Raw genomic sequence first — 19,706 nt, forward strand, 5'->3', positions numbered from 1 at the left:
GGGTATTTGCGTGGTGCTGGCACTGCTCGTGGTTCTCCTTCGGGCCAGGATCATAAGCCTGGCTTCAGGGACTCCACGAATCCGGGGTCAGCTCACGTCGTTTTCATGGAAGGTCCCAGCGAGATGGGCACTGCCGCGCAAGCGGCAACCGGCGCTTTGGTGCCGTATTTCGGTGCAATCATCGACTGGCTGCACGCGGTTGACAATGAAACAGAAACGCCGCAGCACAGGGCAGAGCAGGATAGAACGCACAGCGAAGCATACGGCAAGCTCCTGGAGTTCCTCTATGCCGCCGCGGATACCACCTTGCCGGGCATCCAGGACTGGTGAGCCTGGCGTATTCGGGCAGTTTCAAGACCCGACTCCACCATTACATGTGCGTGCCGAGCACATCAAGCACGCGTGGCAGGGGAATGCGCGGGTGGCCGGCGGGCCGGCTGGCCCTCGGCGACGGGCCGGGGTGTTGATGCGGTAGGAGCTGCGGGAGCGGGCGGCCGAGCGCGGGATCACGACGTCGGCCGAGGTGCGCCATCGGCAGGGCTGTGTGCCAGCACGGGGAAGGTGTCCGCACTGTGGTCGACCACGCCGGTCAGTATCCGGCTGGACGATCTGGAGGTGATCTGCGCGGGGCTGGGGTATTGAGCCGTCCCATCTGCTGATCCGCCAGCCGCCGCACCCGTTGCCCGGCCCGATCACGCCGTCCCGGCCTCAACCCCGGCGCGCCTGCGCAGCGACCCGGGCCGCTGTGCCGGGCGGTGCCGCCGCTGTGAGGGCCCGGCTTGTCCGGGGGTCCCCTGGGCTGTGTTCGTGACAGGCATGGCTTGTGTGGCCCCGATCTTGCGTGTCAGCCTGGGGTGCTTGTTGGCACCGAGTTCGCGGACCGGCCCGCACCGGGTCGATCCGGCGATAGCGTGATCGTCATGACGGCTGAGGGCGAGGCGCTGGTCGGCGGGATGATGAACGCGGGGGCGGTCTTCCGCCGGGGTGCGCTGGTTGACCGCCCGGCGCCGCGCAACGCGCGCGCCCTGCATGCGTATCTCCTCGCGCTGAAGGCGCATGGCTTCGACGCGGCGCCGGCCCCTGTCGGTCTCACCGCGGACGGCCGCGAGCAGCTGACCTTCATCCCAGGCGACGTGGCTCTGCCACCCTTCCCGAACTGGGCGATGACGAAGGCTGCTCTCGAATCGGTGGGGAGCCTGCTGCGGCGCTTGCATGAGACCAGCGCGGCCGTGGCGGTTGACACCCATGCCGAGTGGCCCTGGGACCTGGCCGACCCGAAGGGGGGAACGATGCTGTGCCACAACGACGTGTGCCCGGACAACGTCGTCTTCCGCGACGGCCGTGCCGCTGCCCTGATCGATTTCGACTTGGCGGCCCCGGGCCGCCCGCTCTGGGACCTCGCCATGACCGCACGCTATTGGGTGCCCATGCTCGATCCCGGATCCGCAGCTCCCTTCTACCCCTCCGGGCTGGATGCCCCCGCACGGCTGCGGGTCCTTGCCGACAGCTATGGCCTCTCGGCGGGGGACCGCGCTGAGTTGCCCGGCGTCATCGAGCAGGCCACGGAGGTCTGCCGGGCCTTCGTCACCCGCCGCGTGGCCGACGGTGACCCTGTCTATCTCCAGGCGCTGGCCGAGCGTGGGGGATGGGAACGCTGGGACCGTATGCAGACGTGGCTGGTGGACCACCGCATGACGTTCACGGCTGCCCTGCTGAACTGACTGGACCGGACGTTCGAGGACAAAGGGCAGGGCTTGAACCGAGCCGGGTCGACAACCCTCCACACACCTGTCGGGGATGCGCTGACCAGGACTCCTCGTCCGGTCGGCGGTCGGCGGTCGGAGGACGCAGCGGAGACACAGCGGCCGCCGTGGACGCGATTCTGCGTGCGGGAGACGGCCGGCAGCGGTGCCCGACCTCGGTTGAGAGCCCGGCCGCCGTTGCCGTAGAGGCCGTTCAGCCCAGTTCGGCGTCGCCGTCCGTGCTGCGCGAGTACCTCCTGCCGCACATCCCGCAGGCGACCTTGACCACCGCCCTGGCCGTCGGCCTTTGCTCCCTGCGGAAGCCCCCGGTGCCGTTGCGGCCGCGCTGCGAGGCTTCCTCACACACCTTCAGTCCTGACCGCCCACGGACCCGGTCCGGCCCGGAGGCCGGACGGGCCGGCGGGCGGAGCCTAAACGGAACACGCGCCTTCGGAGGTCGCGGCTTGAGGGGAGGCCGCGGTTTCGTGGTCACTCGGGTGTGGTCCGCTCCGCGTCGAGAACCGGCGCGTGGGCATGGCCGGTATCGCACAACTCCGCGACCAGTCCTCGTGCGAAGCACTCGTCCGTCCCGGGGATCGTGAACACCACGCGGAAATACAGGGGCGCCACCACCCGGTCGAGCACCTGCTCCAGGGAGGGCGTTGCCTCACCCCGCTGGGCTGCCGCTTCCAAGGGGGCCTGGAAGCGCGCACTGACCCGCTCCAGGCAGGCGCGCAGGCCGGCCCTGCGGTCGTCCACGTCCGGTGCCACTTCGGCACGGAAGAACGCCACCCCGCCCGGGCGGGACAGATCCGTGAGCGTCCAGACCGCCACCCGCTCCAGGTCCTGGCGGAGGTCACCGAGCAGTTCGGGTGTCTCCTCGTCCTGGAGTCGGGCGGCCACGTCCGCCAGCAGGGCGGCGGTCGTACCCCACCGCCGGTACAGCGAGCTGGGGTTGACGCCGGCGCGGCGCGCCACGGCCGGGATGGTCACCTTGTCGGCGCCGACTTCGTGCACAAGCTCCACCACGGCTTGATGGACGGCGGCACGTACGCGGGCGCTCCGGCCACCCGGTCGGGTGTCTTTGCTTTTGGCGGGCATACTCCCACATTAAAGCAAAGGCTTGCGCTTTAGCGATCCGCATGCTTAGGCTGCTAAAGCAAAGATAGACGCTTTAAGCGCCCTTCCGCGTCACGTGCTTTCCCGGAGGATCCATGTCCCAGTACGAGGCTGCCCAGCAGCTCGGCACCAGGTTCCACGCCCTGCTCACCGTCGGCGACTGGGACGGCATCAGAGCGCTGCTCACCGACGACGCCACCTGGACGCTGCCCGGTGACAACACCGTCTCCGGTACGGCGGAGGGCGCCGACGCGGTCGTTGAGCGGGCCAAGAAGATCGCTTCCTACGGTCTTCACTTCGAGCTGCTGCACATCCTGGTCAGCCGCGAGAACATGGCCCTGTCGCTGCACAACACCGCCCGCCGGGGTGACGTGCGGCTGGACGAACACCTGTCCACCGTCTGCCGCTTGCGCGACGGCAAGATAGCGAGCATCGAGACGTACCTCTCGGACGTCGCCGGCATGGACGCCTTCTTCGTCTGACGGAGCCGCTGTGGTGGCACACAGCGAGCTATCGTCTGGCGCAGCTCCGGCCGGCTGATGCCCGGGGTGGCGCATGCGCGGCCCCGAGAGATGCCTCCGGTTCGCGCAGCGCGAGACCCGTGCGGTCGGCGCCGCCGTCACCGCACGCACCATCCCGCCGCGCGTGATGATCCGGCGAGGCGTCGTACCGCTCGCGGGTCAGCGGATTCCACGCCGCAGGCGGGCCGTGCGGCGGTCAGGCGATGGTCGCCTGCCGCTCGGTGGGGAGGCCGAGGCCGCGGGCGGCGATCAGTTGGGCAATCTCCTCACTGCCCTCGAAGGCTGCGGACACCGTTATCGGACCCTCTACGAGCGGCTGTGCCGGCGCCGGGCCGGGGCGCGCGGCGCGGAGAGCGCCGTCCACGGCTGCCGTGCGAGTGGTCCGGTCATGGAGGGGACATCACCCGGGGCGGTGCGGGTACAGGTGCTGGGGAACACGACGAGCGCGGGCTGGGAAGGGCGGTTTCGATGAGCGGTGCGGACAAGGCAGGCAACGCCGGCGACAAGATCAAGGGCAAGGCCAAGGAAGCGGTCGGCAAGGCGGTCGGCAACGAGCGTCTGGAAGCGGAAGGCAAGGCCGACCAGGTCGAAGGCGACGTCAGGCAGGCGGGGGAGAAGGCCAAGGACGCGGCGAAGGACATCTTCGGGGACTGAACGGCATGCTGACGAAGGCGAGTCATGGCTGATCGGGCCGTGGCCCGCCTTCGACGCATGCTTCCGCGGATCCCCGGCGTCGAGCCGCCGCAGGGGGACGGACAGCCGGGCGCGAGTCGGTGACGGTGCGTGGAGAGGGCGTCGCGGTGATGCGGCACGCTGACGGTCGGCGGTACGGGTGGTGGGCGGCGCTGCGCCGGACACCGGTGTCCGTCTGGAACGACGACGTCATGGACTGGGCGGCCGCCCTGACGTACTACGCGGTCCTGGCCCTGTTTCCCGTACTCCTGGTCATCCTCTCGGTCCTCGGCCTGACCATGCCCAAGACGACTCCTGAGGTGATCGACCGGATGACGGGGGTCGTCCCGGCCACGTCCCGCGGACTGCTGCGCAGCGCTCTCCGGCAAATGGCCGGTCAGTCGTCAGCGGCATGGATGCTGGTGTTCTTCGGTGTCGTGGGGGCGCTGTGGTCGGGCTGCAGTTACCTGAGTGTCTTTCGCAGGGCTCTGCACGCGATCCACCACGTCAGTGCGCACCGACCGGTGTGGCGCACGGCTCCCCGCATCATCGTCACGGCGATCGTGCTGATCAGCCTGCTGGTCACCACCACCCTCGCGCTGCTGGTGAGCGGCAGCCTGGCCAGACGTCTGGGCCGGGTGTTGAACCTGGGCACCGTGCCCCAGACGGCGTGGGACACACTGCGCTGGCCTGTTCTGGCCGCCGTCGCGGGCGCCCTGGTGCTGGTGCTCTACCGCTCGGGCCCGGCTTGCTCGAGACCCGTGCGGAAGATGGCACCGGGCGGCGGCCTGGCGATCCTGCTCCTGCTGATCGTCTCGTTGGGCTTCACCGTCTACGCCTCGCATGTGAGCACCTACTACCGCCTGTACGGCTCACTGGCAGGCGTGGTGGTCTTTCTCGTCTGGCTGTGGCTGTCCAACCTCGCGCTCCTGATTGGCGCCCAGTTCAACGTCGAGTTGGCGAAACCTGCCGCGCTCCGGTCGGCATCGATCACCGGCTCCGCGTCCCCGACCGCACAGCCTCCCGGATGATGATTCAGGTCATGACTGTCCTCGGTGCCGGCAGGCGCGGGGCGTGTGAGGGCGCAGTGACATCACGCAAACCGCATCGCAGGAGTCTCGGCCGTGGCGCCAGTGGCGCCGTACGCGCGGGCACCGGCGTGGGACTGGATGAGCTGCGCGATGGACCGGTGGGCCGGCAGGCGGGTCTGGACGTGAACCGGACCCCTCCCGTCCCGTCCGCCGCTGACGTCGTGAAACGCCGACAGGCTTGAGCCTGCCGCATGCCTGACGGGGGAGCGGGACAGCGACACGTCCGCGCCGACGACCGGCCCGCTGTGTCTCCGCTGCGTCCGCCGACCGCCGACCGGACCAGGAGTCCGCCGACATCGAACCCGACTGGCTACCACCGTGCGCAGCTCACTCCCGTGCCCTCGGACTCCCGTCGGGCTCGACGCGGACCACCACGGCGTAGGAGCCGAGGCCGAGGAGGTGGTCTGCGGGGATGTCGCCGAGTGCCGTGTAGAGCGTGAGGATGTGCCCGGTCGTGTTGTCGAAGGCGATGTCCTTGACAGTGCCGTGCGCGGTGCCGTGCTCCGTCAGGACCCGGTGCCCGAGGGCCTCGTGGTGGGCGGGAACATCGCTCTGCCCGGGCTCGGTGCCGACGCGGGAGCGCACGATGACGGCGTCCCGCCCGACGGCTTCGACCGCGTTCCATGCGATGGTCGTGGCGTGTTTCGGGGCCCCGGACAGACGAAGGCAGGCGACCCGCCTGTTGCGGGCATCGATGGTCAGCGACTCCACGCGCCCCAGCTGTTCGGCCTCTTCCGCGGTGATCACGGGCAGGCCCAGGGCCTGGGAGAACATCATCATGCCGCGCCTCCTTCTCCGGCCGTGGGCACGCCTGCGCACGGTTGCGCGGCCTGCGCACGGAAGGCCTCGACCTGGGCGCTGAAGCTGGGCAGATCGTCGGCGACGAACCGGCTGGCGTGCGCGGGGACGACCAGGGCCCGGCCGGAGACGGCCAGTGTCTCCCCGCGCGGGATGAACGTCTTCCGCTTGTGGGAATCGAGGTTCTCGTGGGCGGCGATCTCGAAGCCGATGACCCGTCCGCCGACGCCGGCCTCGATCACCACGTCCAGGACTGTGCCCACCTCGGTCCCCTGGTCGGTGAGGACGGGCGCGCCGATGACCTGACCGCGTTCGGCTTCGCCGGTACCCACGACCACGTTGCGGTTCTCAAGAACCGCCTCACTGGGAATCATCACGGCGGACGGTCCGATGGCGTGCACTCCGGAGAAGGGGAGGCTCTCCTTGAGAGGGCCGGACAACAGCCCGCGTCCGCTCAAGGTGAAGCCCGTGACCCGACCGGCCTGAACGTCGAAGACGGTGTCGCGGATCTGGGCGACCGCCTCGCCGCCCAGCGTCACGACCACGCGCTTGGTCAGCTCGGAGGCGAGCATCAGGGTGTTCACCGTCCCCCCTCCCTGCCGCTCCGGTGACCCGAACGCACCGCGATCACCGTGCCGTTACGGCGTTTCGCCTGAACTCCCAACGTTGTCGCGGCGAGCAGTCCTGCCACCGCGATCAGCAGGACCACCCAGCCCCACCATTCCATCGCCGACCTCCTTCCTTCCGTCGTCACCCGGGCCGTCGCGCTGTGTGCACGTCCCCTGGGCTATCCGGTTGCCCGCGGTAAGGGCTTTGCACGCCTACGGCGCAGCGGGAGGCACGCGTTGGAGACATCAGGTCCCCCCTGGCTCCCTTCCGGGGCGGCGGGCAGGGTCAAGCAGCAGCGGGTGCCGGCCGGCGTCGAGGTGTCGCCCCATGCGGGTGAGAGGGGCCAGACCCGCTGTCCGGTGCGTTGCCAGGTCGGGCGTGCAGGCGCAGCCGGAGCAGACCGGTCAGCCGGCCGGCCACCTCGCGCTGGATGCCGGGGACGGTGTACTTCGGGGTCAACACCTGCGTCATGGCTCACCCCGGTATGTCTGCGAAGAATCGGTTTCCGCGTAGATCGCGCGTCCGCACCAGCTCGCTTGCCCGGTTCGTCCGGCGCAGACCTGAGCGACCCAGGCCGGTGCCGTCTCGGCGTGCATGGCAGGCGGTAACCGGGCAATGCGCGAGGTGTGACACGCATCGTCATCATCGTCCTGACTCTGCTGGCCGCTCTCGGGGCCCTGGCCGCGGCGGTCGCCGACTCGCCCGCCTGGTGGTTCGCGGTCCTGCCGCTCACCTTCTTGGGTGCGCTCGGCGCCTGGGACCTGCTGCAGCGCCGGCACTCGGTGCTGCGCAACTATCCCGTTCTCGGCCATCTCCGCTTCCTCATGGAGAGCATCCGCCCGGAGCTGCAGCAGTACTTCATCGAGCGGAACTTCGACGGGCGTCCCTTCGACCGGGACGTGCGCAGCATCGTCTACGAGCGCGCCAAGGGCACCGACGCGGAGGAGCCGTACGGCACCGAGCGGGACGTGTACCAGCCCGGTTACGAGTATCTGGTCCCGTCGATGGCGCCGTGCCCGGTGCCCGAGACCGCGCCGCGCGTGCGGATCGGCGGCCCGGACTGCGTCCGTCCGTACGACATGGCCCTGCTCAACGTGTCGGCGATGAGCTTCGGCTCGCTGTCGGCCAACGCCGTCCTCGCGCTCAACGGGGGTGCCGCGGCCGGGGGTTTCGCCCAGGACACCGGTGAGGGCGGACTGTCCGAGTACCACCTGCGGCCCGGGGGCGACCTCGTGTGGGAGATCGGCACCGGGTACTTCGGCTGCCGCACCCGGGACGGGGACTTCGACGCGGCCGAATTCGCCGACAAGGCCGCGCACGACCACGTCAAGTGCGTGTCCCTGAAACTGTCGCAAGGCGCCAAACCCGGCATCGGCGGTGTCCTGCCCGGAGCCAAGGTGAACGCCGAGATCGCCCGCGTCCGGGGCGTGCCCGAGGGGCGTACGGTCGTCTCGCCGCCGTACCACCGGGTGTTCTCCACCCCGCGCGAACTGGTCCTCTTCGTCGCCCGCATGCGCGAGCTGTCCGGTGGCAAGCCCGCCGGGTTCAAGCTGTGCGTGGGCTCGCGACGGCAGTTCCTGGCCGTGTGCAAGGCCATGCTGGAGGAGGGCACGGCACCCGACTTCATCGTGGTGGACGGCGCCGAGGGCGGAACCGGCGCGGCACCGCTGGAGTTCGCCGACCATGTGGGAGCCCCGCTCACCGAAGGCCTGCTCACCGTGCACAACGCCCTTGTGGGGACCGGTCTGCGCGACCGGATCAGGATCGGCGCCAGCGGCAAGATCGCCACTGGCGCCGACCTGGTCAAGCGCATGGTGCAGGGCGCCGACTACGGCAACGCCGCACGGGCCATGATGTTCGCCGTCGGCTGCATCCAGGCCCAGCGGTGCCACACGAACACCTGCCCCACCGGTGTCACGACCCAGGACCCCCGCCGGGCCCGCGCGCTCGACGTCCCCGACAAGACGAAGCGCGTCCTGCGCTTCCAACAGGCGACCGTGGCCAGCGCGTTGCAGCTCATGGCGTCCATGGGGGTCACCGATCCCGCGGACCTGCGCCCGCACATGCTGCGCCGGCGCGTCGACCCGTTCACCGAACGCTCCTACGAGGAGCTGTACGAGTGGCTCGAGCCCGGGCAGTTGCTCGCCGAGCCGCCGGACTCCTGGGCGGCCGACTGGAAGGCCGCCGACCCCGACCGTTTCACCGTGTGAGCTGGAGGAATCACGTGGCCCGTACCGTTGCCCAAGCCATCGTGGACCCGCTGAGCGAACTCGGCGTGCGCCAGGTGTTCGGCGTCGTGGGAGACGCGCTCAACCCCCTGACCGACGCCATCCGCACCATCGAGGGCCTGGAATGGGCAGGTACCGCTCGCCGAACTCGGCAGCGACTACTTCCAGGAGGTCGACAACGACGCCCTCTTCAGCGATGTGGCCGTCTTCCGCGCGACGGTCACCCCTCCCGACCAGCGACCGCAGATGCTGGAGACGGCGGCTCACCGGAGCGTTCAGGAGAACCGGGCCGGCCGGCCAGCGGTCAGTTCCCGCTCGCCCAGGTCGCCCGGTACGGGAGCCGAGCAGCGTGGCGTTGATCTTCGCGATGGTGCCGTCCATCCGTGTGGACAGATAGCCGCACGGCGCGGACTCGTACAAGTCCTCGGCGCTGTCCTCCAGCAGCGAGGCGAACGCCGCATCCGATGTCTTCTCGTGGTCGGCGTCGTGGGGGTCGGGCGCCGGCTGGACACAGTCCCGTTGGGCAGGCGGTCGGGTCGGCGGCGTTGCTCGCGGGCGATGGCGCTGGGGGCGTCACGCTGGGGCTTTTGGAGCGGATCATGCGGGATCGGTGACGGTGGGGGAGCTGGGGCGGGGGATGGCGCCCGAGGGGGCGTATTGCGCGGCTTGCGCGTCGAACATGGAGGCGTAGCGCCCTTGAAGAGCCATGAGTTCGTCGTGGCTGCCCTCCTCGACCAGCCGTCCGTGGTGTAGGACGTAGATGCGGTCGGCGTGGCGGACACCGGACATGCGGTGGGTGACCAGGACGACGGCCCGGTTCGGGGCGGCGAGCCGGCGGATGCGGTCGAAAGCGGCGATCTCGGCTTCCGGATCGAGGGCGGAGGTGGGTTCGTCGACGATGAGCACGCCGTCGGCATCCGAGGTGGAGCTGCGCCAGTGGGTCCGGGCGAGCCCGATCTTCTGCCACTCACCACCGGACAGTTCGCTGGCACCGCGGAACATCCGTGCCAGCAGGCTGCGCAGTCCGTCGGGAAGTCTGGCGATGACCGGTCCGGCACCCGCGTAGTCCACGGACGGCTGCAGGTCCACGGGACCGGCCTCCTGGTCGGGTCGGCCGATCCGGATGTTCAACGCCGCGGTCACGGGCCAGCGTTGAAAGTCCTGGGTGAGCAGCGCGACGCGGTCGAAGACCTGGGAGCGGTCCAGGGAAGCGACCTCCGCGTCACCCCACAGCACGGTCCCGCTCTGCGGCAGCAACAAGCCCGACAACACCTTCATCAGCGTGCTCTTGCCGGAGCCGTTCTCGCCGACCACGGCGGTGACCGAGCCCATGGGCAGCGTCAGTGACACGCCGTCCAGAGCGGGTGTGTCCCGGTCCGGGTATCGGTAGTCGACCCGGGCGAGGACGACCTGCTTCACCTGTGCCGGAACGGGATCGCCCCCGCTGGGGATGGTGCGCCGTGCCGCCTCGTCCAGGAACCGGGCGTGGTCGCGGACGTAGAGGGACTCCTCGTGCAACTGGTTGATGTTCATCACCAGCGCGCCCAGGCTCGCCGAGCCGGACCGGACGGCGATGACGGCGGTCCCGGCCACGGCCAGACTCATGTGCCCACTCATGATGAGCAGGAACATGGCCGCGTACGTCGCCGCAAGGGCGAGTCCGGACAGCGCGGCGGCCACCCACTCGGTGACGGCTTTGCCGGTGGCCAGCCGCTCTTGCTCGGCCTCGGCGCTCTCGGCCATCCGCTCGTAGCGGCTGAGCAGGAACGGCCCGACGGCGTGGATGCGCACCTCTTGGGCGGCGGTGCGCTCGGTGAGCAGGTTGCCGATGAGGCGGCTGGCCCGCACGTGTTCGACCCAGGTCATCACCGACACGTACCGTTCCTGCGCCACCCGCATTGCGCCCCAGCCGCGCGGCGCCGCGATCAGGATCAGCATCGGCAGGAGGACCGGGTGGAGGATGGTGAGGACGCCGGCCGTGGAGATCAGGGAGATGGTTCCGTTCAGCGCGGCCACGCAGGCGCTGATCATGCGGCGGGCGGATCCGGCGCCGTACTGGGCGACGTCGATCAGCCGCCGGAACTCCGGGTCCTCGATGGCCTCCAGCTCCACGGACGCGGCGGCGGCCAGGTAATGGGTCGTGGCGATCCGCTCGACCAGCGGCTCCAGCCGGCCCGCCCGCGAGGTCGACCAGCCGGCCAGGCCCGAGTTGACCACGGCGGCTCCGGCGGCGGCGAGCAGCCCGGGCAGCACTGCGTGCAGCCGCTGCCCGGGAGTGCCCGAGCCGAGCAGCGCGTGCATGACGGCGTTGACCGCGAGCAACCCGACGGCCGCGGCGAGACCCTGTCCGATCTCGCTGATGGCGACCGTGAGCAGCGCACGGCGGTCTGCCTGCCACGCCATCCGCAAGGTCGCCCCGACCAGCCTCGGCATGGAGCGCAGAGCGGACATCATCGTCAAGTCCAGCCGGGCACGCTCGTGTTCCGACCAGCCCAAGTCGTAGCGCAAAGGACCGCCGAAGAGCTCATGCTCGGCGTCGGAGACCTCCGGCTCGGCCATCTGCACGCGTCCGAAGAATCTCTTCACAGCGCGCCTCCCGTCCCGGGCCGGCTCAGCGTCTGGAAAGCCGGCGTGGGCAGCCGCCGCGCCGTGGTAACCGTGTTCATCCGCACTGAGGCCCTGCGGCTGGGCTCGTCGCGGTACGAGTACTGCGCACTCGCTGTCACGTTATGGGGAGTCGCATGTGCTGGTGTCCTGGCCGAAGTCAACGTGGTCCCCCTTGACGGTTGTGTGGCTGCTCCTGCGGTTCAACGAGCCGGCGAGAATTTCGAACACATGTGTTTCGGTCGTGTTGGTAGCCCTGGGATTCAGCGCGCGCCGGAGCTTGTGGGTTGCATCGACCCTTGCGGCCCCTGGGCCAGGGGCTGGAGCAGCGGTGGCCGAAACGCCGAGGGTTCCGGGGTCTTTCGTACCGAGTGGCGACGCCCGCCATGCCTTGAGCTTGTTGATCAGCCGTTCGACGGTGTTCCTCTCCTTGTGGAGGCCGGCGTCGTGGCCGACGGGCCGGCCACCCCCGGAATCCTTCCTCTTCCGGTTGGCGGCCTGGTCGGCCTTCTCCGGGATGACCGCCTTGATGTGGCGTTCGCGCAGGTGGGAGCGATTGCCGCTGGAGGAGTAGGCCTTGTCCCTGTCCCCGGCGACGGCGTCCGGTCGGGTGCAGGGGCGGCCGACGGGCCCGCGGACCCGGATCTTGCCGCAGGACGAGGATGAACTGCGGGCTGTCGGCTGCCTGTCCGGCGGTCAGCACGAACGCCAGCGGGCGGCACCTGCGGTCGGCGGCGAGGTGGACCTTGCTGGTCTGCCCGCCCCGCGAGCGTCCCAAGAGGGCGGTCTTCAGGCGGAGCTTTCGCCGGCGGCGAACCCGTCGACATTCCTCCCGCTCGGGGGCCGCTTCGGCGTCGCGTCCGCTTTGTTCTTCGGGGCTGCACCCTTTGCCACTGGCGGAAGCGGTTGGAGACGGTTGACCGGGCACCGAACTCGCTACGGCATCTCCCGCCACTCCCCGCCGGTCCGGAACCGCCAGATCACGCCCTCGAACTGCTGCCGCAGGGCCTTGGGGTACGGGCCGTACTCGCCGATCGGCAGGCGCGGCTCGATGAACTCCCACTCTTCGTCCGTCCGTTGCGCGCGCGTCACGCACGACGGTCTAGCGGGCCAGGGCCTGGAGCGGGGCGAAACCCACGGATTGATCACGACCCGATCCGCGCCTTGGAGGAGCTGACACAATGCCTGGACTCGCCTGTATGTGATCACACAGCAGGCGAGCTTCAGGAACGCCTCGTGGATGTCGTCGCGGATTTCCCAGCGGATCCGTAGCCGTCGGAAGCCGTGGATCCACGCGTTCGCCCGCTCGACCACCCAGCGGACCGAGCCCAGGCCGAAGCCGTGCGAAACTCCGCGTCGGGCGATGACCGGCTTGATGCCGCGCTTCCACAGGAGCCGACGGTACCTATCGAAGTCGTAGCCCCGGTCGGCGAACAACTGCCGCGGCCGGTGACGGTGCGGACCGGTCACTCCGCGGATCCGCGGGATCGCGTCGAGCAGGGGCAGCAGCTGGGTGATGTCGTGGCGATTGCCGCCGGTCAGGGTGATGGCGAGCGGGGTGCCGCCTGCGTCGGTGATGACGTGGTGCTTCGAGCCGGGCCGGGCACGGTCGACCGGGCTCGGCCCGGTTTTGGGCCGCCCCCACGGGCCTGGTGGTGGGAGCCGTCGATCACCCCCCGGGACCAGTCCAGCTTCCGGCACGGTGCAGCTGGGTCAGCAGCACCTGGTGCAGCCGGTCCCACACCCCGGACTCGTGCCCGTCCCGCACCCGGCGCCAGGACGTCATCCCGGACCCGAAGCCGAGCTCCTGCGGCAGCCACTCCTCCTGGATCCCGGTGTGCAGCACGAACAGGCTGCCCTGCAGGCAACCACGGTCGTCCAGTGGCAGCCGGCCGGGATGGCGCGGACGCCGCTGCCTGACCGGCAGCAACGGCTCAATCCGCCCCCACGGGTCATCCGGCACCATCCACGGAGGACCGTTCCCCTTCCCCATGACTCGGCCAACGAGCCGGCCAGGAAGGGGACATGGCTACAACCAGGCTTTCTATTAGGTGCTCCAACTCCCGCAGCTGACGGCCTGGAAAATAGGGTGCGGTCGGCTGAACTGGGGTGATAGGTAAGCGATGTGACAGAGAGTCTTGAGTATTCCGCCCTGCTGCAACTGATCGACGAGCGGTCGGCCGCGTTCCGGAGTGCGGTTGCCGCCGCGCCCAGCCTTGACGCGCCGGTGCCGTCCTGCCCCGCGTGGACGTTGTTCGATCTGGTGCAGCACCTGGGTACGGGCCAGCGCTGGTGGGCCGCGATCGTCGCCGCGGGCCCGGCCGAGGCTCCGCCGGCCAAGGATGCCGCGGAGGTGCCGCGCGAGCTCGAGGCGCTGCTGGCCTGGTACGCCGAGTCGAACGAGCTGCTGCTGAGCGCGCTGCGCGAGGCTGGCCCGGAGCGCGAGTGCTGGGCGTGGTGGGCCGCCGGCGTGTCGCCGGCGAATGCCTGGGGCGTTGCCCGGCGCCGGGTGCACGAGGTGCTGGTGCACACCTACGACGCCCAGCTCGCCGCAGGCGCCGTGCAGCCAATGCCGGCGGACGTCGCGATCGACGGCGTGGCCGAGTTTCTCGATACCTGCAACTCCACACCGGCGGCCTGGCCGCACGAGGCCGCCACCATCCACTACCACGCCACCGAGGGCCGCTCCTGGCTCCTCACACTGGACGGCACCGGCGCCTGGCCCGCACCCCTCACGGACGACGCCGCGCCCGCCTCCGCTTCCGCCACGGGCACGGCCGAGCAACTGCTCCTCTTCGTCTGGGGCCGCCTGACGCTGAGCGACCTGAAGATCGAGGGCGACCAGCAGGTGTTCGAGCAGCTGATTGCCTGGGAGCCCGAGGAGTAGCCCGTCAATACCGCCAGCGGACGGCCAGTACGACCTCGTACAGCTCGGGCCCGAGCGCCTCCCGCAGCACGGTCGACTCAGCGGGACACTTTGTTAGCCATCGCCCAGTGGATCATCGTCCGGGATCGCCGCGGCAGGGCTTCGTAGTCCCGCGCCAGGCGGCGATGTTGCATCAACCAGCCGAAGGTCCGCTCGATCACCCACCGCTTCGGCAGTGGCTCGGACCCCTTCGCCCGCGATCGTTGCGCGACTGGGGTGCGCCATGGCCAGGCCGTCGAGCAGGAGCTTTCCGCTGGCCGCCGAGGTCTTCACGCTCTGGGCGTCCACCACGGTCGCGGTCGGCTGCGTGCTGCGGCCGTGGGCTCGGCGGCTCTTGTCGCGTAACAGGTCGTGGACCTGCTGCGTGGTTCCGTCGGCTTCCCACTTGGCGTAGTAGTCGTAGACGGTCTTGTAGGGCGGGAAGTCGTGCGGCAGGTACTCCTACGGGATGCCGGTGCGGTTGACGTAGGGGATCGCGTTGACGATCTCCCGCAGGTCGTGCGCACGGCCCGCCGTGCCGGGGCCGGTTCGCTTCGCCCTCCAGGCGGTGAAGACCGGCTCGATCAAGGCTCAGCGGGCATCAGACACGTCACTGCGGTACGGACGACGAGCACTCACACACCGTGCAACGACCACCAACACCACCAGTCACAAAAACCTCCCAGAACACCAACTACGTAGATCAGATGCCTTCTTAGGCGGGCTGCGGGGCGGGTGTTGCCGGAGTGGCCGCGACCTTGCGGGTCTCGTGCATCATCAGAAGGCCGTTGACCACCATCAGTGTCGCGGTCAGGCCGTGGACACCGAGCGCGGTGGCCACGGAGCCGTGGTGGGCCAGCACGGTGGTCATGTCGCCGTACGCGGCGAGGGCCTCCACCAGCAGCACCCAGCCCAGCGCCCGGCGGTGGCCCGTCACCAGCAGGATGCCCAGGACCAGGGCCAGGACGACATCGCGGATTCCCTTGATGATCAGGAAGCCGTCGCCGTCGCCGGACGGCCAGCTCGGCAGGCCGAAGCCCGGCGCCGTCGTCTCCGGGCTCAGGATGAACTCCATCCCGAACCAGAGGATGAAGAGGATGAAGGCTGCGGCCAGTACGGTATTGATCTTCTTCAGCGACATTGTCCTTCTCCTTGCGAGTCTTCGCCGGCTTGGTGGGCTTCGAGGAGCTTGCTGAGTTTGTGGGATCTGCGCGGCAGCTGTACTTCCGGATGTCGGGATTTCGGTGGTCAGCCGCCGCTGAGGAGTGGGGATTGTGCGGCCACCGGTGCCGCGTCGGCCTGCGGGGTCAGAAGTCCGAAGCCCTCTCGGGCTCACCCCGACGGGGCAAAAGCCGTCGATATGCAGGGGCGAACCAGCGCATGTCGGGGCAGCGCTGGTATCAGACGAGGGCGGAGGTCAGCAGGGCGAAGGCCGTGATGATGACGGCGACGCGGACGTAGTGGTAGCGGTCCCAGCGGTGCAGCTGCTCCTTCCAGTCGGCGGGCCGGTTCTCGGGGGTCCAGGTCTTGTTCCGGTTGTTGATCGGGACGAGCAGCAGTACCGACATGACCACGCTGACGATCAGCAGGCCGGCGGCGGTGGCGACGAGTCCGGCGCCGTGGCGGTGCCATCCGGCGACGGCCCAGATCGCGGTGAGGACGAGCGAGCCGATGTACCAGAACGGCATCAGTGCTCCCAGCATCCGGCCGCCGTGGGCGTGGCCGAGCTGGCCGCTGTCCTCGGGAAGCGCGTCCAGGATCCGGTTCATGATGAAGGCGACGGAGAACTCCACCCCCACCATCAGGCCGACGACGACGGTGGTTACGGCCTCGAGTGCGTTGAGCATGACGATCCCTCCGTGAACTAGCGTTGCTAGCGAATGAGGCAACGCTAGTACTGCTGCCGCTCGGTTGTCTAGCGATGCTAGGATCGATGCATGTCGGTACAGGAACGCAAGCAGCGCGAACGGGCGGAGCGCGAGCGCCTCATCGTGGCGACAGCCCGCGAACTCGCCGAGCAGCAGGGCTGGGACGCAGTCACCACACGCCGGCTCGCCGAGCGCATCGAGTACAGTCAGCCCGTCCTCTACAGCCACTTCCGAGGCAAGCGCGAGATCATCGGTGCCGTCGCCCTTCAGGGGGCCGCCGAACTGGCCACGGCGGTGCGGTCCGCGACCTCCGCCGCGGACCGCCCCCGCGCCCGGGTCGCCGCCCTGGCCCGCGCCTACCTCGACTTCGCCGCACGCAACCCGGCGGTCTACGACGCCTTGTTCCAGCTCGACGGCGGCCTGGCGTACGCGCAGGAGGACACCCCCGAGCCTCTGAAGGACGCCTTCGCCGCCCTGCTGGAGACTCTCGCCGAGGTCGCCGGCGACGGCGTCCACCCGGGACTGTTCACCGAGGTGTTCTGGGCGGCCCTGCACGGCCTTGCGACCCTGACCCGCGCGGGTCGCCTGCTGCCCGAGGACGCCGAGCCGAGGGTGGAGCTGCTGGTGGACCGGCTCGCCATGATCTGACACACCGCCCCGGCGGGCACTCAGCCGGGGCCCTCGGGACCCGTCGCTGCCTGCCTGCGGCAACGCTTCCGATGTCGAGCTGGCATGGGAGCCGGAGGACTACAGGCCGCCCCGGCACACCGCTGCGGCCTGGCCGTTCGTCGAGGATGTGTATCAGTGCCTGCGCTCTGCGGCGGGTGTCTGGGCGGGTGTCTTGGCGGCTTGGGGCGCGGTCGACGCCCATCGATATGAGGGCGCGCAGCCACTCCATAAGGACCGCGATGTTGTGCGCCGCCGCTGCGGCAGGAAGCTCGCCGCGATTGCTTGTGAAGGCGTCCAGCGCGAGCTTGGGCACAGGCCGAGCAGAAGCAGACCGGAGAAGGCCATCAGGTCGGGGAAAAGAACGTGCGGTGACTGGACGGGGATGCTCTTGTTGGTCTGCGCTTTCTCGCCCGGGGCGATGATGTGCCGGTAGCGGCTGCTGGCGCCGAAGGCTGTGAAGGCGGCCGAAGGCCAGCGCGCCGAATGCCGCGAGATCCGTACGTAGCAGGGCAGCCCTGGGGACTTCCTCGATGACCTGCTTGAGATGGCCTCGGTCGATTCCTCGTCGCGTAGCCATGAGACATCCACCGGAGCGGCGAAGATCCCCCCTGGGCCGTCGAGTTCCAGGACTCGGGTCACGGCGGCCCGGAGGGCATCGGAGTCCTCGGCCCTCTGACCTCGTACACCGTCGGGGCGGCGTAGCCCTCCCTGTGTCGCAGAGCGCCGACCTTCTTCACGGCGTCGGTGCCACACAGGATGAGTCGCCGACACCCGGCGCGGCAGCACAGGCAACTCGACTGCAGCAGCGGCTGGAGCGGCAGGCCGCTCCCTCCGTCAGGTCGAGGAGTGCACACGGACGTCCGCTGTCTGAGGAGCCGTGCCCGTCGCCGGTGTCGCAGGCTCAGCCCGCATGAGGGCGGGCCAGGCCGTGGTCGTAGGCGAAGATCACCGCTTGGATGCGGTCGCGGGCGCCGATCTTGGACAGGACGCGGCCGACGTGGGTCTTCACCGTGGATTCCGACAGCACGAAATGCGTGGCGATCTCCCCGTTGGACCAGCCCTTGCCGATGGCGACGAGGATCTCGCGTTCGCGGTCGGTGAGGGCGCTGAGGCGCGGATCCTCGGCAGAGCCGTTGCCGCCGGGTGGCACCAGACGGGCGAACTCGTGCAGCAGGCGGCGGGTGAGTGCAGGCGCGATCACCGCGTCGCCGACGGCCACGGCGCGGATGCCGGCGAGGAGTTCCTCGGGACGGGCGTCCTTGAGGAGGAAACCGCTGGCTCCGGCGCGCAGGGCCGCGTGGACGTACTCGTCGACGTCGAAGGTGGTCAGAACGAGGACCCGCGAACGGTCGCCGGCGGCGACGATGCGGCGCGTGGCCTCGATACCGTCCATACCCGGCATGCGTACGTCCATCAGGACGACGTCGGGGCGCAGTTCGGCAGCCTTGCGGACGGCCTCGCTTCCGTGCGCGGCCTCACCGACCACCTCCGTCTCGGCCACGGAGTCGAGGAGCATGCGGAACCCGTACCGCTGTAGCGGCTGGTCGTCCACGATGAGGACGGTCGTCATCGAGCGCCACCCTGGGGAGTCAGTTCGAGGGTGGCGCGCACCGTCCATCCGGCACCGGCCGGACCCGCGCTGACGTGCCCTCCGTAGAGAGCCGCTCGTTCCCGCATGCCCACCAGGCCGTGTCCTTCCTCGTTCGCCGGGCCGGGACGGCCGACCGGTGTGGACGGGCCGGAGTCCTGGACGGTGATGGTCAGCCGTGCGTCCTCGACGAGGATCGCCAGGTTCGCACGGGTGCCCGCGCCAGCGTGTTTGAGGGTGTTTGTCAGGGCCTCCTGCGCGATGCGGTAGACCGTGAGTTGCACCCCGCTGTCGAGGGCGTCGACGTCACCGGCCGTACGGTAGACGACTTCCAGGCCGGCGGCGCGCACCGCCTCGCACAGCGCGCCGATGTCCGCGAGACCAGGCTGGGGGCTGAGTTCAGGCTCCCCGCGCGGGCCGTCCGGCTCACGCAGGACGCCGAGCACCCTGCGCAGTTCGCCCAGGGCCTGGCGGCCGGTGTCGCCGATGAGGTGCAGGGCCTCCTCCCCCCGCTTGGGGGAGGCGGCGGTGGCGTAGGCGCCCGCGTCGGCGAGGGTGATGATGACGGACAGGTTGTGGCCGACGATGTCGTGCATCTCGCGGGCCACCCGTGCCCGCTCGGCCGCGACGGCGAGCCTGCCCCGCTGGTCGCGTTCGATCTCCAGCCGGGCCGCGCGGTCCCGCAGCCCGGCCAGCTGAGCCCGCCGGATACGGATCATCAGGCCGAGCGCGAGGGCCGCGGTCGCCGTGCTGAGCAGGAAGAAGAGCGCGTCCCAGACCGAGATCGCCGCCGACAACCTCGCCGCGACCAAGCCAAGTGCCCCCGCTGTTGCCGCGCAGGCCCACGGCAGCTGCTGTAGCCGCCCGTGCAGGGTCAGGCTGTACAGGGCGATGAAGAGGGCAACGTCCGCGCGAAGGGCGGCGCCGATCGCCCACTGGAGAGCGAACACGGCCGTGACCGCGCCGAAGGCCACCGCGGGTGCCCGGCGTCGCCACAGCAGCGGCAGCACCAGACCGGCCTGCAGGGCCAGCATCCCCGCCACGGGCAACCGGGTGAACGCCACTCGGAAGCGGCGCGGTCCGTCACCGTCACCGTCCCCGCCGACCAGGCCGACCGCGTGCAGCAGATCGGGCAGGCAGAACGCCACGAGGACCAGCACCACCGCCCCGCTGTCGAGCACCCACGGACGGGCCCGATCGGCGTACCGGAGCCGCTGGCCGGCCCGGCCGAGCCGGGCTACCAGCGGTCCCATCCCGCTGAAATCTTCGGTGGTCACGGAGGTCACCAGCCC

At 69.9% G+C, this 19,706-nt stretch carries 17 protein-coding genes and 5 pseudogenes; 9 read left to right on the forward strand and 13 right to left on the reverse strand.

The annotated features are described in order from the left end of the window. Together AB0950_RS36680 and AB0950_RS36685 are read left to right on the forward strand one after the other, a co-directional pair. The coding region (locus tag AB0950_RS36680) for a hypothetical protein (protein ID WP_366780404.1) at nt 1–330 on the forward strand (330 nt) is incomplete at its 5' end. Nucleotides 331–920: 590 nt separating this feature from the next. Beyond that, nucleotides 921–1,721 (forward strand): aminoglycoside phosphotransferase family protein, encoded by an 801-nt coding sequence (locus AB0950_RS36685; RefSeq protein ID WP_366780405.1) that lies wholly within the window; start codon nt 921–923, stop codon nt 1,719–1,721. A 235-nt stretch (nt 1,722–1,956) separates the two neighbouring features. Here the strand turns inward: AB0950_RS36685 and AB0950_RS36690 are convergent, their stop codons facing one another. Both AB0950_RS36690 and AB0950_RS36695 read right to left on the reverse strand, forming a co-directional pair. Further along, entirely contained in the window at nt 1,957–2,109 is a 153-nt protein-coding gene (locus AB0950_RS36690; RefSeq protein WP_366780406.1) for a hypothetical protein, read from the reverse strand. 122 nt (nt 2,110–2,231) lie between these two features. Beyond that, nucleotides 2,232–2,771: a TetR/AcrR family transcriptional regulator gene (locus AB0950_RS36695; RefSeq protein WP_360569404.1), complete on the reverse strand. Its 540-nt coding sequence runs from the start codon at nt 2,769–2,771 to the stop codon at nt 2,232–2,234. Between the two features lie 185 nt (nt 2,772–2,956). Between AB0950_RS36695 and AB0950_RS36700 the strand changes: the two genes are divergently transcribed. The 3 genes from AB0950_RS36700 to AB0950_RS36710 all read left to right on the forward strand — a co-directional run bounded on the left by AB0950_RS36700 (nt 2,957) and on the right by AB0950_RS36710 (nt 5,085). Then, nucleotides 2,957–3,343: a nuclear transport factor 2 family protein gene (locus tag AB0950_RS36700; protein WP_360160420.1), complete on the forward strand. Its 387-nt coding sequence runs from the start codon at nt 2,957–2,959 to the stop codon at nt 3,341–3,343. 507 nt (nt 3,344–3,850) lie between these two features. After that, nucleotides 3,851–4,036, forward strand: a complete 186-nt coding sequence (locus tag AB0950_RS36705; RefSeq protein ID WP_055705064.1) for a CsbD family protein — start codon at nt 3,851–3,853, stop codon at nt 4,034–4,036. 119 nt (nt 4,037–4,155) lie between these two features. Beyond that, nucleotides 4,156–5,085: a YihY/virulence factor BrkB family protein gene (locus tag AB0950_RS36710; RefSeq protein WP_360160421.1), complete on the forward strand. Its 930-nt coding sequence runs from the start codon at nt 4,156–4,158 to the stop codon at nt 5,083–5,085. A gap of 387 nt (nt 5,086–5,472) precedes the next feature. Here the strand turns inward: AB0950_RS36710 and AB0950_RS36715 are convergent, their stop codons facing one another. After that, nucleotides 5,473–5,925, reverse strand: a complete 453-nt coding sequence (locus tag AB0950_RS36715; protein WP_360569400.1) for a PRC-barrel domain-containing protein — start codon at nt 5,923–5,925, stop codon at nt 5,473–5,475. After that, entirely contained in the window at nt 5,922–6,527 is a 606-nt protein-coding gene (locus AB0950_RS36720; RefSeq protein ID WP_360160423.1) for a PRC-barrel domain-containing protein, read from the reverse strand. The genes AB0950_RS36715 and AB0950_RS36720 overlap by 4 nt, the downstream gene beginning before the upstream one ends. Nucleotides 6,528–7,178: 651 nt before the next feature. Between AB0950_RS36720 and AB0950_RS36725 the strand changes: the two genes are divergently transcribed. Continuing rightward, complete coding sequence (locus AB0950_RS36725) at nt 7,179–8,762, forward strand: FMN-binding glutamate synthase family protein (protein WP_360160424.1); 1,584 nt, start codon at nt 7,179–7,181, stop codon at nt 8,760–8,762. 14 nt (nt 8,763–8,776) lie between these two features. Beyond that, nucleotides 8,777–9,041 (forward strand): annotated as a pseudogene (locus AB0950_RS36730) (thiamine pyrophosphate-binding protein); the annotation flags it as partial. Nucleotides 9,042–9,119: 78 nt separating this feature from the next. Here AB0950_RS36730 and AB0950_RS36735 read toward each other — a convergent pair. From AB0950_RS36735 to AB0950_RS36750, 4 genes and pseudogenes are all read right to left on the reverse strand, one after another. Then, nucleotides 9,120–9,275: pseudogene (locus AB0950_RS36735) on the reverse strand (histidine kinase); the annotation flags it as partial. A gap of 102 nt (nt 9,276–9,377) precedes the next feature. Next, nucleotides 9,378–11,339 (reverse strand): ABC transporter ATP-binding protein, encoded by a 1,962-nt coding sequence (locus AB0950_RS36740; RefSeq protein ID WP_366780431.1) that lies wholly within the window; start codon nt 11,337–11,339, stop codon nt 9,378–9,380. 721 nt (nt 11,340–12,060) lie between these two features. Beyond that, a pseudogene (locus tag AB0950_RS36745) lies at nt 12,061–12,476 on the reverse strand (transposase); the annotation flags it as partial. A gap of 93 nt (nt 12,477–12,569) precedes the next feature. Then, nucleotides 12,570–13,377 (reverse strand): annotated as a pseudogene (locus AB0950_RS36750) (IS5 family transposase); the annotation flags it as partial. Nucleotides 13,378–13,509: 132 nt separating this feature from the next. Here AB0950_RS36750 and AB0950_RS36755 point away from each other — a divergent pair. After that, nucleotides 13,510–14,271 carry a maleylpyruvate isomerase family mycothiol-dependent enzyme gene (locus tag AB0950_RS36755; RefSeq protein ID WP_360160425.1) on the forward strand — a complete coding sequence of 254 codons (762 nt, stop codon included), beginning with the start codon at nt 13,510–13,512 and terminating at the stop codon, nt 14,269–14,271. 77 nt (nt 14,272–14,348) lie between these two features. On the opposite strand, the pseudogene AB0950_RS36760 reads toward AB0950_RS36755, so the two are convergent. The 3 genes and pseudogenes from AB0950_RS36760 to AB0950_RS36770 form a co-directional block, all read right to left on the reverse strand. Beyond that, nucleotides 14,349–14,877 (reverse strand): annotated as a pseudogene (locus AB0950_RS36760) (transposase). A 127-nt stretch (nt 14,878–15,004) separates the two neighbouring features. Further along, the gene (locus AB0950_RS36765; RefSeq protein WP_360162366.1) at nt 15,005–15,430 is read right to left on the reverse strand and encodes a DUF4267 domain-containing protein; all 426 of its coding nucleotides are present in this window, start codon (nt 15,428–15,430) and stop codon (nt 15,005–15,007) included. 259 nt (nt 15,431–15,689) lie between these two features. After that, nucleotides 15,690–16,136: a DUF1772 domain-containing protein gene (locus AB0950_RS36770; RefSeq protein WP_366780407.1), complete on the reverse strand. Its 447-nt coding sequence runs from the start codon at nt 16,134–16,136 to the stop codon at nt 15,690–15,692. 90 nt (nt 16,137–16,226) lie between these two features. Here AB0950_RS36770 and AB0950_RS36775 point away from each other — a divergent pair, with 90 nt between their 5' ends. Next, nucleotides 16,227–16,805: a TetR/AcrR family transcriptional regulator gene (locus tag AB0950_RS36775; RefSeq protein ID WP_360162370.1), complete on the forward strand. Its 579-nt coding sequence runs from the start codon at nt 16,227–16,229 to the stop codon at nt 16,803–16,805. A gap of 922 nt (nt 16,806–17,727) precedes the next feature. On the opposite strand, the gene AB0950_RS36780 is transcribed toward AB0950_RS36775, so the two are convergent. Together AB0950_RS36780 and AB0950_RS36785 are read right to left on the reverse strand one after the other, a co-directional pair. After that, complete coding sequence (locus AB0950_RS36780; RefSeq protein WP_360162372.1) at nt 17,728–18,396, reverse strand: response regulator transcription factor; 669 nt, start codon at nt 18,394–18,396, stop codon at nt 17,728–17,730. Further along, nucleotides 18,393–19,691: a histidine kinase gene (locus AB0950_RS36785; RefSeq protein WP_360162420.1), complete on the reverse strand. Its 1,299-nt coding sequence runs from the start codon at nt 19,689–19,691 to the stop codon at nt 18,393–18,395. The genes AB0950_RS36780 and AB0950_RS36785 overlap by 4 nt, the downstream gene beginning before the upstream one ends. Between the last annotated feature and the right edge of the window lie 15 nt (nt 19,692–19,706).

The sequence above is a fragment of the Streptomyces sp. NPDC007189 genome, from assembly GCF_040703635.1.
Lineage (GTDB): Bacteria > Actinomycetota > Actinomycetes > Streptomycetales > Streptomycetaceae > Streptomyces.

Bases quoted from the DNA above. Each gene is read 5' to 3' on its own strand.
- AB0950_RS36770 (WP_366780407.1), bottom strand. From the start codon at position 16,136: ATGCTCAACGCACTCGAGGCCGTAACCACCGTCGTCGTCGGCCTGATG.
- AB0950_RS36715 (WP_360569400.1), bottom strand. From the start codon at position 5,925: ATGATGATGTTCTCCCAGGCCCTGGGCCTGCCCGTGATCACCGCGGAA.
- AB0950_RS36780 (WP_360162372.1), bottom strand. From the start codon at position 18,396: ATGACGACCGTCCTCATCGTGGACGACCAGCCGCTACAGCGGTACGGG.
- AB0950_RS36765 (WP_360162366.1), bottom strand. From the start codon at position 15,430: ATGTCGCTGAAGAAGATCAATACCGTACTGGCCGCAGCCTTCATCCTC.
- AB0950_RS36775 (WP_360162370.1), top strand. From the start codon at position 16,227: ATGTCGGTACAGGAACGCAAGCAGCGCGAACGGGCGGAGCGCGAGCGC.
- AB0950_RS36740 (WP_366780431.1), bottom strand. From the start codon at position 11,339: ATGGCCGAGCCGGAGGTCTCCGACGCCGAGCATGAGCTCTTCGGCGGT.
- AB0950_RS36685 (WP_366780405.1), top strand. From the start codon at position 921: ATGACGGCTGAGGGCGAGGCGCTGGTCGGCGGGATGATGAACGCGGGG.
- AB0950_RS36705 (WP_055705064.1), top strand. From the start codon at position 3,851: ATGAGCGGTGCGGACAAGGCAGGCAACGCCGGCGACAAGATCAAGGGC.
- AB0950_RS36700 (WP_360160420.1), top strand. From the start codon at position 2,957: ATGTCCCAGTACGAGGCTGCCCAGCAGCTCGGCACCAGGTTCCACGCC.